The 12,775-nt window shown below is 62.8% G+C and carries 10 protein-coding genes; 3 read left to right on the top strand and 7 right to left on the bottom strand.

Annotation, left to right across the window (positions count from 1 at the left end):
* Positions 1 to 92: 92 nt before the first annotated feature.
* The 3 genes from OU997_RS08555 to OU997_RS08545 form a co-directional block, all read right to left on the bottom strand.
* Positions 93 to 1,046 carry a TAXI family TRAP transporter solute-binding subunit gene (locus OU997_RS08555; protein WP_267809657.1) on the bottom strand — a complete coding sequence of 318 codons (954 nt, stop codon included), beginning with the start codon at positions 1,044 to 1,046 and terminating at the stop codon, positions 93 to 95.
* Between the two features lie 494 nt (positions 1,047 to 1,540).
* Positions 1,541 to 2,893, bottom strand: coding sequence for a sigma-54-dependent transcriptional regulator (locus tag OU997_RS08550; protein ID WP_267809656.1), 1,353 nt, complete (start codon positions 2,891 to 2,893; stop codon positions 1,541 to 1,543).
* A gap of 65 nt (positions 2,894 to 2,958) precedes the next feature.
* Positions 2,959 to 4,713 carry a sensor histidine kinase gene (locus OU997_RS08545; RefSeq protein ID WP_267809655.1) on the bottom strand — a complete coding sequence of 585 codons (1,755 nt, stop codon included), beginning with the start codon at positions 4,711 to 4,713 and terminating at the stop codon, positions 2,959 to 2,961.
* Between the two features lie 142 nt (positions 4,714 to 4,855).
* On the opposite strand from OU997_RS08545, the gene OU997_RS08540 reads away from it, so the two are divergent.
* The gene (locus OU997_RS08540; RefSeq protein ID WP_420713256.1) at positions 4,856 to 5,683 is read left to right on the top strand and encodes a helix-turn-helix domain-containing protein; all 828 of its coding nucleotides are present in this window, start codon (positions 4,856 to 4,858) and stop codon (positions 5,681 to 5,683) included.
* Here the strand turns inward: OU997_RS08540 and OU997_RS08535 are convergent, their stop codons facing one another.
* From OU997_RS08535 to OU997_RS08520, 4 genes are all read right to left on the bottom strand, one after another.
* Positions 5,684 to 6,271 carry a LysE family translocator gene (locus OU997_RS08535; RefSeq protein ID WP_108488844.1) on the bottom strand — a complete coding sequence of 196 codons (588 nt, stop codon included), beginning with the start codon at positions 6,269 to 6,271 and terminating at the stop codon, positions 5,684 to 5,686. It lies immediately after the preceding gene.
* A gap of 108 nt (positions 6,272 to 6,379) precedes the next feature.
* On the bottom strand, positions 6,380 to 7,174 hold the full coding sequence (locus OU997_RS08530) for a DNA-binding domain-containing protein (protein ID WP_267809653.1): 795 nt from the start codon (positions 7,172 to 7,174) through the stop codon (positions 6,380 to 6,382).
* A complete protein-coding gene (locus OU997_RS08525) occupies positions 7,165 to 8,010 on the bottom strand; it encodes a DUF692 domain-containing protein (RefSeq protein ID WP_267809652.1) in 846 nt (281 codons plus the stop codon). Before OU997_RS08525 ends, OU997_RS08530 begins: the two co-directional genes overlap by 10 nt.
* A 56-nt stretch (positions 8,011 to 8,066) precedes the next feature.
* The gene (locus OU997_RS08520) at positions 8,067 to 8,324 is read right to left on the bottom strand and encodes a hypothetical protein (protein ID WP_108488847.1); all 258 of its coding nucleotides are present in this window, start codon (positions 8,322 to 8,324) and stop codon (positions 8,067 to 8,069) included.
* A gap of 266 nt (positions 8,325 to 8,590) precedes the next feature.
* On the opposite strand from OU997_RS08520, the gene OU997_RS08515 reads away from it, so the two are divergent.
* Both OU997_RS08515 and OU997_RS08510 read left to right on the top strand, forming a co-directional pair.
* Positions 8,591 to 9,685, top strand: coding sequence for an efflux RND transporter periplasmic adaptor subunit (locus tag OU997_RS08515; RefSeq protein ID WP_108488848.1), 1,095 nt, complete (start codon positions 8,591 to 8,593; stop codon positions 9,683 to 9,685).
* Positions 9,686 to 12,754, top strand: a complete 3,069-nt coding sequence (locus OU997_RS08510; protein WP_267809651.1) for an efflux RND transporter permease subunit — start codon at positions 9,686 to 9,688, stop codon at positions 12,752 to 12,754.
* Positions 12,755 to 12,775: the final 21 nt, after the last annotated feature.

Here is a 12,775-nt window from a genome sequence, read left to right as displayed (position 1 = left end):
GTACGCCGGTTCTATTCGCAGCTCTCGCTCATGTTCGGGAGCGGTTGGCGCTGCGCACAGCGCCAACCTACAGGGTTAACCCTTCAACAGCCTTACAGCGCACCCGCTTCCTTGTAGAAGCGCTCGGCACCCGGATGCAGCGGAATTGGCAGGCCCTTGGCGGCGCCTTCCAGCTTGATGTCCTTGGCCGCCGAGTGGGCGTTGCCCAGGCGTTCGAGGTTGTCGAACATCAGCTTGGTCATCTGGTAGGCCACTTCATCGGACACGCCGTCATGGCTGACCAGAAGGTTGGTGATGGCCACGGTCGCTACATCACTGTCCTGACCGTCATAGGTGCCGGCTGGAATCGCTGTGGCCAGGTAGGCGGCGTTGTCGATCTTCGCGGTAACCTCGGCCGGGATGGCGACGAAGGTGATCGGCAGGGTCGCGGCCAGGTCGCGAATCGCCGCCATGCCCAGGCCAGAGGACTGCAGTGTGGCATCCAGCTGACGGTTCTTGATCAGCTCGACCGACTCGGCGTACGGCAGAAACTCGACCTTGCCCATGTCTTCATAGCTCAGGCCAGCGGCCTTGAAGATGGCGCGAGCATTCAGCTCGGTGCCGGATTTCGGCGCGCCAACGGAGATGCGCTTGCCCTTCAAGTCAGCCAGGGTGGTGATGCCGGACTCCTTGCTGGCAACGATCTGGATATAGTTCGGGTAGGTGCCGGCAATCGCCCGCAGCTTTTTCAGCGGTGCTTTGAAGCCGGCGTCTTCCACGCCATTCCAGGCATCAGTGACCGAATCCCCCAAAGCAAACGCCAACTCGCCACGACCGGCTTCAAGCAGGTTGAGGTTTTCCACCGAGGCCTTGGTGGCTTGCACCGAGGTTTTCGCGCCGTCGATGCCGTTGCTGTACAGCTGAGACAGGGCCACGCCGATGGGGTAATACACACCGCTGGTGCCACCGGTGAGCACGTTGATAAAGGTCGGCGCGGCAAGTACCGCTGTGCTCGCGGTCAAGGCGGCGGCCGCCGCAAACAGGCTGAAGCGTTTGGTCATTCGCATGGAAGAATCTCCGTCGTTGTTATGGCTTTATGCACAGGCTGACGCCACGCCGTGCGCCGACATGGCGCGGTACGCATGGCTAACGAGCAAGCAGAAAGGAGCCGAGGCTCACGCACGGATAAGCGTTGCGTACAAGAGCGGGACGGCGCGACGAACGCGCGGATAGGGCTGGGCAGTGCATGGGGATAACCTCTTGTCTTTCTTATGGGCTGCCAGGCAATCGAGTGCCTGGCTGACAAGGGCTGTAGCAGGTGCCGTGCCAGCGAGAGAAAAGCCCGTGCTAGAGCCTTTACGCTGACTGTTACAAACCACATGCGGGGTTTAACCAGCGGAAATTCGCTGCTGAAATAATCCAGACAAGCGAAATTCCGCCGATTTTCCACCGGAAGATGCGACTTCGTAGGGTGAATAGCGGTCTGTTTTCATCCACCCTGGCAGGTGGTCGATGGGTGAAGCGTCATCCACCCTAGGTTCGGGCTACAGGCAACGGACTGTTAATCCTCGTCTCTGCTGCTGACCGGCCGATAGCTACTGCGCAGCAGACCATGGCGCTGCATCTTTTCGTTGAGGGTGCGGCGTGGCAACTGCAGCAACGCCATGACCTCGGTGATGTGGCCCTGGCAATGCTGCAGTGCGCGGTGCAGGCATTGCGCTTCGAAGGCTTCCATCTGCTCCGCCAGCGATTGCACGGGCAGCCCCTCGCCAGCCTCGACGCCACCACTCAAGCCCAATGCGTGCCGTTCAGCGGCGTTGATCAGCTCGCGCACGTTGCCCGGCCAGTCGTGCCTCAGCAGTTGAGTCAACTGCTGAGGCGTCAGCACAGGCCTGTCGCGCCCATGGCGTTGCGCTGCTTGCTGAGCAAAGTGCTCGAACAGCAGCGCAATGTCCTCGCGGCGTTCGCGCAGTGGCGGAATGCGTAACGTGGCGACGTTCAGCCGGTAGTAGAGGTCTTCACGGAAACGCCCGGCCTTGACCTCATCGAGCAGGTCCGGCTTGACCGCGCTGATCACCCGCAAATCGACCTGAATGCTGCGGTTGGAACCCAGGCGCTCCAGGGTTTTCTCCTGCAGCACACGCAGCAATTTGACCTGCTGGGCCAACGGCAGGCTTTCCACCTCGTCGAGAAACAGCGTGCCGCCGTCGGCATGTTCGATACGGCCGATACGCTTGCCCTGGGCGCCGGTAAAGGCGCCGCTTTCATGGCCGAACAGCTCACTCTCGAACAGGTGCTCGGGAATCGCCGCGCAGTTCAGCGCGACAAACGGCTTGCCGGCGCGGTTGCTGAAATCATGCAGACAACGGGCAACCCGCTCCTTGCCGCTGCCGGTGTCGCCGCGCAGAAGGATATTCACCGAGGTGCCGGCCAGTTCGAGGATCTGCCGGCGCAGGGTTTCCATCGGCCTGGAGACGCCGAGCAGCTGCGCCTCGATATGGTCCTTGCGGGCGAACTGCTGGCGCAGCTGACGGTTCTCACAAACCAGGCGGCGCTTGTCCAGCGCGCGGCGCACGCTGTCGAGCAGGCGTTCGGGGGTAAAGGGCTTTTCGATAAAGTCATAAGCGCCCTGGCGCAGCGCCTGCACCGCCATCGGCACATCGCCGTGCCCGGTGATCAGAATCACCGGCAGATCGCGGTCGCGCTCCAGCACGCTGTCGAGCAGCTGCAGGCCATCGGTGCCGGGCATGCGCACATCGCTGATGAGGATGCCGGGGTAGTCACGGTCGACCAGCGCCAACGCGGCCTGCGCCGTGGTGCAACTGTGCACGCTGAAACCGGACAGTTCCAGCCACTGCTGCACCGCCTCGCGGATGGCCGCTTCATCGTCGACGACTATTACGTGCCCGGTCATATCACCTCCCCCTCTTTAAATCGGCGGGCAGTGTAGCCCGGATAAAATCCGGGAAATAACCCGCACTACGCATTCGGCGCTGCCGGCAAACGCAGGGTAAACACCGCGCCCTGCTCGCCATTGGCCGCCTCCAGACTGCCACCCAGCTCACGGACGATGCCGTAGGACACCGCCAACCCCAAGCCCAATCCGGCGCCCACCGGCTTGGTGGTGAAGAACGGCTCGAACACATGATCCAGCGCATCGGTAGCGATTCCACCACCGCTGTCGGCAATGCTCAGCACCACGTATTCGCCCTGGCGCTCGATGCGGATCTGCAACTGCCGCACGGTGCTGTCCGCCATGGCATCCAGGGCGTTGTTGAGCAGATTAAGCAGCACCTGCTCCAGGCGAATGGCATCACCCAGCACCGGCACCTGTGAGTCGATCTCGCGATACAGCTGCACCTGTTCACTGCGCAATCGCGGGGCCAGCAATTGCAGCGCCTGCTCCAGCACATCGTTCAAACGCAGCCGCTCGCTCAGGCCTGCCGGGCTTTTGCGGGCGAAGGTTTTCAGGTGCCCGGTGAGCCCGGCAATACGTTGCAGCAGCGCGTCGATACGTTGCAGCCCTTTGCGCACATCGTCTTGCCGACCGCTGTCGAGCAACAGGCGCAGGCTGCCCAGTTGCATCTGCATGGCCGTCAGCGGTTGGTTGATTTCATGGGCCATGGCCGCCGACATCTGCCCCAGCGCGGCCATCTTCGCCGCATGCACCAGGCCTTCCTGAGCCTCGCGCAACTCGGCGGTGCGCAGCGCCACCTCACGTTCCAGGCGCTCACGAATACCAGCCTGCAGACGCTGAGTCTTGCGCCGCTGGGCCAGGTAGAGCAGCAGAAACACCAGGGTCATCCACACCCCGGCGGCGGCCAGGCGGTAGCTGCGCACGCTGTCGACCAGGGTTTCCGGCTCGTGCAGCAGGTGCAGGGTCCAGCCTTCATTGCCCAAGGCCTGGCGTTGCCAGAGGTAATCACGCGGGCCATCCGGGCCTTCGACCCGCCGCCACTGGCTGTCGCTGTCGATCTGCCGGCGCAGCGTGCTGGCCAGCGGTTGTAGCGCCTGTTCGGCGTATTTGCGCACCTCCACCAGCTCGGCGCGGGCCTGCTCGCTCAAGCTGTCGAGGGCAAGAAAACGCCAGGCCGGGCGATTGCTGAGGATCACCACCGAGTAGCTATCGGCCACCAGCAGCACGCCGGGCTGGCTGGCCCATTCGCGCTGCAGCGCCTCCAGCTCCAGCTTGACCACCAGCACGCCGAGCACCGTGCCGTCGTCGTCGCGCACCGCATGGGAGAGAAAATAGCCGGGGATGCCGGTGGTCACCCCCACCGCAAAATAACGCCCGGAGGACTGGCGCACGGCATCCTGAAAATACGGGCGGAAGGCGTAGTTGTTGCCGACAAAACTGCTCCAGTCACGCCAGTTACTGGCCACCAGGGTGTCGCCTTTCGCGTTGAGCAGGTACAGCACATTGGAACCGGCGGCGCTGTTGAGCTGCTCCAACCGCTCATTGAGTGTGCTGCGCAGCAAGCTGTCATCCGGCGCACGCAGCAGCGACTTGATATCGCTGTCCAGCGCGAGCACCTCGGGCACCGAGCGGAAGCGTTCGACCAGGGTGTGGATCGCCTGCGCATACAGCTGCAACTGCCCGCGCGCCTCCAGGCTGCGCTCCTGCCAGGCGCGCTGCTCGGCATAGCGCCCGGCCAGCCAGATGCTCGCCAGCAGGCCGAGCAGAATCAGCAGGACGATCAGGGCAACGCGGTAACGCAGCAGAAAGGCAGACATGCGCGGCTCGCAACAAGGCGGAGCCGGCATGGTAAGACAAAGCACCGCGCCATGCAGAGCGCAGCGGCTCGACTGTTTGAACCAGCGCCAGCGGCCGCTATAGTCACCGCTGGCTACACGACGATTACGTCAGGGACGCATGATGAGCAGTGAACAACAAGCCACCACCCCACGCTTCTGGCGCGACCCGGCGCTGCCCTTTGTGGAAACGCGTGAAGCCCTCGATGGCCGTCTGTTGTGCTACGCCAAACACTCCCATGAGTGCTTTTCGATTGGCACCATCACCCGGGGCCGCAGCACCTACTTCAATGAAAAGGCGCGCGAGCAGGTCACGGCCGGCACGCTGGTGCTGATGAACCCAGGTGACGTGCATGCCTGCAACCCCGTGGATGGGCAGCCCTGGTCGTATCGCATGTTCTACATCGACAGCGCCTGGCTGGGCGAGCTGCAACACCAGCTGGGGTTCGGCCACAACCGGCACCTGCAGCCCTTCTCCGCCATCCTCAGCCGCGACCCTGAGCTGTTCAACGGCCTCAACCAGTTGTACGACCTGCTCAACGCCACGGCGGTCGATCAGCTGCGCAAAGAGTGCGCCCTGATCGACTATTTCAGCACCCTGCAACAGCGCCTGGCACCCGCGCCGGCACCCATCCGCGAGGACAACCCGCGCATCCGCCTGGCCGCGGAATTTATCCGCGCGCACTGCACCCAGACGCTCAAGCTGGACGCCATCTGCAGCGCCGCCGAGCTGTCGCCCTCGTACCTGATTCGCAGTTTCCGCCAGCACTACGGCATGACCCCACATGCCTACCTGCTCAACTGCCGCGTGCAAGTGGCCCAGGCCGGGCTGAAACGCGGCGAGTCGATTGCCGAGGTGGCGCTGGACGCCGGCTTTGCCGACCAGGCGCACTTGCAGCGCACCTTCAAACAACTGCTCGCCGCCACCCCCGGGCAATACCGCCGCGCCTGATCAGACCAGCAGATAAACCGCCGAGAGCACCAGCAGCAAGGCCAGGCCGCGATTGAACCGGCGCAGGTACAGCGGATTCTCCAGGTACTGGCGCAGGTAAACCCCGGCCAGCGCCCAGCAACTGATCGACAGATAACAGATCACGAAATACAGCGCCGCGAACTGCCCCACCCGCCACAGATCACCATCCGCCGCATAGGCGCCCATGCCTGCCATCGAGGCCAGCCAGGCCTTGGGGTTGAGCCACTGCATCAGCGCGCCCTTGAATAGCGACGGGCGCTGCTGCGCGGCGTTGCCACTGAGCTGCCCGTCAGCCCGGGCCAGGCCGTAGGCCATGTACAGCAAAAAGGCGACGCCAAACCAAGCCACCCCGTGCGTCAACGCCGGCCACTGCTGCAACAGCTGCTGCAAGCCCAGGCCCATGGCCAGCAACAACGCGGTAAAGCCGAATGTCGCCCCGGTGACATGGCGCATGCTGCTACGCAGCCCATGGCTCGCGCCGGCGCTGAGGGCCAGGAGATTGACCGGGCCGGGAGAGATCGAAGCCGCGAGGGCAAAACCCGCCATGGAGTAAAACAACGTATTCATCACACACCTGTCAGCACAACCCAAGGAGAGGCCAGGCTGACAGGCACACGGCGCAGGGTATTGAAGGAAAATGCCCTGTCCGGGTATGTGCCGACAGGGCAGAGATCATCACGGCTGGGCGTGATCCGCCCGCTGCAACAGCCCGTCCGTTAGCCACTGGCGCAACCAGCTCACCGCCTGCGCCGGTGCCTGCTCACCGAGGTGCGCCAGCTCGCCGCACAGCTCAGCGAAGCTCCAGCCGTGCACGACCATGCCCTGCAATGCCGCCGCTTCATCGGCCACCAGGCTGCGGTAGCGGGTGATCAGCTGATCACGCCAGACCACACAGGTCTCAGTCGCAACCAGTGGCTGGCTGCCAGGGAAGTCACCCGGCTCCTTGCACGCACGCCAGATCGCCAGGCAGTTATGCCGGCACGCCAGCCACTGCACGCTCGGTAACAAACGCACCTGCAGGGTCGGCCAGTCTTCAGCCGGCAGCTCGGCCATCTGCGTCAGGCTCAGGGGCTGGCCATCTGGCGCATCAAAGGCCAGGGTAAAGGCCCATTCCAACCGCGCCAGTTCGCTGAGCGGCGCGGCCTGTGCGGGAATCAGGTAGCCGTCGATAAAGTCCGCCAGCTGCGCGCCGAGCCAGCGCAGGCTGAAATGCTGCGAGGGATGCGCGCCGAGATAGGCCAGGGCCAGGGCATCGAATTCCTCATCACCGAGCCAGCCATGCACCGCCGGATAGTCACCGCGCAAGGCTTCCAGTAGGCGCGCACGGTAGGCGTTGTGGTAAATCGCCAGGCCCTGTTCGGCACTCAGCGCCGCGCTGCCCAGCAAGCTGGCCTGCAGCGCCGGGTTGGGCTGGGCAGCGGGGTTGAGCAGGTAGGCCTGTACCTGCGCCTGCCAGTCACTCAGGCGCATTGCGCTGTACCTTGCAGCGCTTCGGCGGCAAACCGGCGTGCGCTATTCAGCTCGTCGAGTAGCACATCCAGATCGGGAAAATGATCGTCGCGCTCCAGCAGCGTGGACACCGGCCCGAGGTGCTGCAGGGTGCGTTGATAAAGCTGCCAGACCGGATCGCTGACTGGCTGATCATGGGTGTCGATCAGGTAGCTGCCGTAATCGCTGTGGCCGGCCAGGTGCAGCTGACGGATGCGCTGCTTGGGCAGGCTGCTGATAAAGGTCCAGGCATCAAAGCCATGATTGCGTGCGCTGACGTAGACGTTGTTGACGTCCAGCAACAGCTCGCAGCCGCTCAATTCGCTGAGTGCAGCGAGGAACTGCCATTCGCTGAACTGATCATCGGCGCAGCGCAGGTAGCTGGAGACGTTTTCCAGCACCAGCGGCCGCTCGATCACGTCCTGCACCTGGCGCACCCGCGCGGCCACATGCTGCAGGCTCTCCTCGGTATAAGGCAGCGGCAGCAGGTCGTGCAGCTGGTGAGCATTGCCCCGGCTCCAGCACAGGTGATCGGAGATCCACGCCGGCTGTACCCGCGCGGCCAGGTGTTTGAGCCGACGCAGGTAGTCGCGGTCCAGCTCATGCGGGCCGCCAATCGACAGCGACACACCATGCATCACCAGGGGGTACTGCTCGCCGATGGCATCGAGAAAGTAGAGGGCCTTGCCGCCCGCTACCAGGTAATTTTCCGAGACAATCTCGAACCAGTCGATGGCCGGCTGCTGTTCGAGAATGGCTTGGTAATAGGTGCTGCGCAGGCCCAGGCCGAAACCCAGATTGCCGTGTTGAGCATTCATCGCTGACTCCTTGCCAGGTGATGCGAGGCAACCGCACGGCGGCCGCCCCGGCTCACTTACTCGCCGACAGTACCGCCTGCCGCATCGCACTCGGCCTGGGTCATGGCCTTGAAGCCGTGGCCCTTGCAGACCGCCTGGCCTTTGCAGCCGTTCTCGGCGGTCTTGCAGTCATTCTGGCCTTTGCAGGACGTGACGCCATAGCAGTGCACCTTGGCTTCTTCAGCCGCAACGACAGTGCCGGACATGCCGGCGAACAGGGCAGCAGCAGCGAAGGCAATGGCGGCACCAGTAGCAGCGGTGGATTTCATGGTCATGTGCGTATCCTCGGGTGATCTGGGTGAGCCGGACGAAAGGGGTTTTGCGTGCCGGCATTCAACTAGAGCAACGAGACGAACAGGCGTTACAGCAGCGCTGAAAAAAATTTAAGAGGCCTGCTTTATCGACGTGCTGGAGCACTGCTGAGCTGCACATGCCTGGCATTGATCATGCGCATGGTGACCTACACGAGATACACCTAAACTGCGCCGACTGGGCTGAAGCCCACCCCCGATATTCACCACTGACGTTAGGGATAGCCATCTTGAGTCTTCGCCCTCTGCTTCTGCTGTGCTTGCCTGCCAGCCTGTTGCTGACTGCCTGTGATCAGCCCAGCCCACCTCAAGAGCCGGCACCGCGCCTGGTCAAACTGTTCACCGTGGACGACCCCGCCGGCCAGCGCCTGCGTGAATTTCCGGCTCGGCTAAAAGCCACCAACGAGGCCGAACTGTCGTTCCGCATCGCCGGGCAGTTAAAGACCCTCAACGTGCTGCAAGGCCAGCAGGTGAAACGCGGCCAGCTGATCGCCAGCATCGAAGACACCGACCAGCGCCTGCGCATGCGTGACCGTCAGGCCAGCTATGATCTGGCCAATGCGCAGTTCCAGCGCATCGCCAAACTCTATGAGCGGCAGATGATTTCGCGCGCCGAGTACGATCAGCGCAAAGCCACCCTGGATTCGGCGCGGGCAGCGCTCAACCTGGCGCGGCAAGAGCAGGACTACACGCAAATCCTCGCGCCCTTTGATGGCGTGGTGGCCAGCACCTATGTGGATAACCACCAGGTGGTGCAGGCCAAACAGCCCATCGCCAAGCTGCAGAGCGGCGACATGCTGGATGTACTGTTTCAGTTGCCGGAAAACCTGCTGACCAACCTGCGTAGCCGCGAAGAGAATCCCGATTACCACCCCAGCGTGACCCTCGACAGCCTGCCAGGCCGTGAGTTTGCGGCGGTGTACAAAGAACACAGCACCCAGCCGGACCCGAAAACCCTGACCTATCAGGTCACCCTGTCGATCCCCCGCCCGCCGGAACTCAACCTGCTGCCGGGCATGAGCGCCACCGTTAAAGTCGACTTCGCGCAAATTGTGCGCAACCCCGATACCCGTATTTTGGTTCCTGTCGAGGCGGTGTTCAGTGCCGACAACGGGCCAGCGACCGCCAAGCAGGTATGGGTGGTGAATGACACCAAGGCGGGGCTGCGCCTTAGCGCGCGGGCCGTGGAGGTCGGTCAGCTGACCCGTAATGGCATCGAAGTGTTGAGCGGGTTGACGCCCGGTGAGCAGATTGTTGCCGTTGGCGGCGCTGAGCTGGAAGAAGGCCAGGCGGTTCGTCCCTGGGTACGCGAGCGGGGACTGTAAATGGATATCGCCGGTTATTTTATCCAGCGTCGGGTCACCAGCTGGTTGGTCACGCTGGTCTTGGGCATTGGCGGTTTGATGGCCTTTGTCGGCATCGGCCGTCTGGAAGACCCTTCCTTCACCCTGAAAAACGCCATGGTCATCACCAGCTACCCCGGCGCCTCGCCGCAGCAGGTGGAAGAGGAAGTCAGCTACCCGCTGGAAAACGCCATCCAGCAGCTGCCCTCGATCAAAAAAATCACCTCGATCTCCAGCGCCGGGCTCTCACAAATCAGCCTGGAATTGCACAGCCAGACCAAAGCTGAAGAAATCCCCCAAATCTGGGATGAGCTGCGGCGCAAGATCAACGACCTGCAACCCAGCCTGCCACCGGGAGTCAACCCACCGCAGGTACGCGACGATTTCAGTGATGTCTTCGGCTTCTTCCTGCTGGTCACCGGCAAGGGCTACAGCGCCCAGGAGTTGCGTGACTTTGCCGACTACCTGCGGCGTGAACTGGTGCTGCTGCCGGGTGTGGGTAAGGTGACACTGGCTGGTGCGCGCCAGGAACAGGTGCAGGTGGAAATCTCCCGCAGCAAGATGAGTGCACTGGGCATCGCACCGCAGCGCCTGGCGCAGGTATTGAGCCAGCAAAACGTGGTGTCCAATGCCGGGCGGATTCTGGTCGGTAGTGAATCTATCCGCCTGCACCCCACCGGAGAATTTCAGGATGTGCGCGAGCTGGAACGGCTGATCATCAGCGACCCCGGCAGCTCACAGCAGGTCACCCTGGGCGACATTGCCCAAGTCAGCCGTGGCTTCAGTGAAACCCCGGGCAACCTGTACCGCATGAATGGCCAGGACGCACTGACTCTGGGGGTTTCCTTTGCGCCCAAAGTCAACGTGGTCGATGTCGGTGCGGCAGTGAATGCGCGCCTGGCCGAGTTGGACAACCAGCGCCCGGCCGGCATGCAGCTGCAGGTGTTTTACGATCAGGCCGCCGAGGTTGAGTCGTCGGTGCAGGGCTTCGTGATCAACTTCATCGCCTCTGTGGTCATCGTGATTGTCGTGCTGCTGATATTCATGGGCATGCGCAGCGGCCTGCTGATCGGCCTGATCCTGGCCCTTACCGTGCTCGGCAGCTTTATCTTTATGCGCCTGCTGGGGATTGAACTGCAACGCATCTCCCTCGGCGCGTTGGTGATCGCCCTCGGCATGCTGGTGGACAACGCCATTGTCGTGGTCGAGGGCATTCTGGTTGGCCGTCAACGCGGGCAAACCACGCTGCAAGCGGCACGAGCCATCGTCAAACAGACCAACCTGCCGCTGCTCGGGGCCACCCTGATTGCGATCATCGCCTTCGCCCCCATCGGCCTGTCCGATGACTCCACGGGTGAGTTCTGCCTGTCGCTGTTCCAGGTGCTGATGATTTCCCTGCTGCTCAGCTGGGTCACGGCCATCACCCTGACGCCGTTCTTCGCCAGCCTGTTCTTCCGTGACAACCAGACACTGACCGGCCAGAGCCAGGGCGACCCTTACGGCGGGGTGATTTTCAGCGCCTACCGCGCCCTGCTCGACGTCGCCCTGCACCACCGTCGCCTGACGCTGGGCCTGCTGAGCGTGCTGCTGGTGGTGGCCATTGCCGGTTTCGGCAGCGTACGGCAGAGCTTCTTCCCGCCGTCCAACACGCCGATGTTCTTTATCGACCTGTGGCTGCCGCAAGGCACGGACATCCGCTACACCGAGCAATTGGTGGCCGAGTTGGACCAGCATGTGTTGGAGCAGGAAGGTGTGACCGCCGTCAGCAGCACCATCGGCCAGGGCGCGCTGCGCTTTATCCTCACCTACGCACCGCAGAAGCAATACCCCAACTATGCCCAGTTGCTGGTACGTACCGATGAGCTGGCGCGCATCGAACCGCTGATCAACCAGCTTGAACAGCATGTGGCTGAGCAATACCCGCAGATCAAACCCAAGTTCAAGCAACTGATGCTTGGCCCCGGCAACGACAGCAAGATCGAAGCGCGCTTCAGCGGCCCCGACCCCGAGGTGCTGCGCCAGCTGGGCAGTGAAGCCATCCGCCGCATACGCCAAGACCCGGTCGCCAACGCCGTTACGCACGACTGGCACGAGCGCACCAAGCTGATCCGTCCGCAATTTGCCGAGGCCCGCGCACGCGAGCTGGGGGTGGATAAAAGCGAGCTGGATGACCTGCTGCGCATGAGCTTCTCGGGCATGAATGTGGGCCTGTACCGCGAAGGCACGCAGCTGTTGCCGATCATCGCGCGCACACCGGATAACGAGCGCCTGAATGCCGACAGCCTCAACGACCTGCAAGTGTGGAGCAACACCAGCGGCGGTTACCTGCCGATTGAGCAGGTGCTGCTGGGCTTTACCACCGAATGGGAAGACCCGCTGATCATGCGTTTGAACCGCAAACGCACGCTCACGGTACAAGCCGACCCAGCGCTGCTCAGTGGCGAAACTGCCGCTCAACTGTTCGGCCGCATCCGTCCGGAGATCGAAGCCATTCCCCTGCCGGAAGGCTACAGCCTGGAATGGGGTGGCGAATACGAAAGCTCCCGCGACGCTCAAGGTGCGGTGTTTGGCAGCCTGCCGCTGGGCTTTCTGGCGATGTTTATGATCACCATTTTGCTGTTTGACTCGTTCAAGCGCGCCACGGTGATCTGGCTGACGGTGCCCTTGGCGATGATCGGCGTGACCCTGGGCTTTTTAATCACCGGCATTCCCTTTGGCTTTATGGCCTTGTTGGGCCTGCTCAGCCTAAGCGGCATGCTGGTGAAGAACGGCATTGTCCTGGTCGATGAAATCCAGCTGCAACTGGCCAGCGGCAAGGATGCCCTGCAAGCGGTTGAAGAAGCCTCCATCAGCCGCGTGCGCCCGGTGTCCATGGCCGCCCTGACCACCATTCTGGGCATGAGCCCGCTGCTCGCCGATGCCTTCTTCCAGAGCATGGCCGTGGTGATCATGTTCGGCCTGGGCTTCGCCACCCTGCTGACCCTGGTGGTGCTGCCGGTGCTGTATTGCCTGTTCTACGGGATCAAGGTGCAGAACACAGCGGCCGCCTGAGACGCTTGGGCGATGACATGG

The organism is Pseudomonas sp. SL4(2022), from assembly GCF_026625725.1.
Lineage (GTDB): Bacteria > Pseudomonadota > Gammaproteobacteria > Pseudomonadales > Pseudomonadaceae > Aquipseudomonas.
The sequence above is the reverse complement of the archived record's forward strand: the minus strand, read 5'-3'. Positions and strand labels throughout refer to the sequence as shown.

Excerpts from the sequence above, each read along its gene's own strand:
- OU997_RS08535 (WP_108488844.1), bottom strand. The coding sequence starts at position 6,271 with ATGAATACGTTGTTTTACTCCATGGCGGGTTTTGCCCTCGCGGCTTCG.
- OU997_RS08525 (WP_267809652.1), bottom strand. The coding sequence starts at position 8,010 with ATGAATGCTCAACACGGCAATCTGGGTTTCGGCCTGGGCCTGCGCAGC.
- OU997_RS08520 (WP_108488847.1), bottom strand. The coding sequence starts at position 8,324 with ATGACCATGAAATCCACCGCTGCTACTGGTGCCGCCATTGCCTTCGCT.
- OU997_RS08510 (WP_267809651.1), top strand. The coding sequence starts at position 9,686 with ATGGATATCGCCGGTTATTTTATCCAGCGTCGGGTCACCAGCTGGTTG.
- OU997_RS08530 (WP_267809653.1), bottom strand. The coding sequence starts at position 7,174 with ATGCGCCTGAGTGACTGGCAGGCGCAGGTACAGGCCTACCTGCTCAAC.
- OU997_RS08545 (WP_267809655.1), bottom strand. The coding sequence starts at position 4,713 with ATGTCTGCCTTTCTGCTGCGTTACCGCGTTGCCCTGATCGTCCTGCTG.
- OU997_RS08555 (WP_267809657.1), bottom strand. The coding sequence starts at position 1,046 with ATGCGAATGACCAAACGCTTCAGCCTGTTTGCGGCGGCCGCCGCCTTG.
- OU997_RS08540 (WP_420713256.1), top strand. The coding sequence starts at position 4,856 with ATGAGCAGTGAACAACAAGCCACCACCCCACGCTTCTGGCGCGACCCG.
- OU997_RS08550 (WP_267809656.1), bottom strand. The coding sequence starts at position 2,893 with ATGACCGGGCACGTAATAGTCGTCGACGATGAAGCGGCCATCCGCGAG.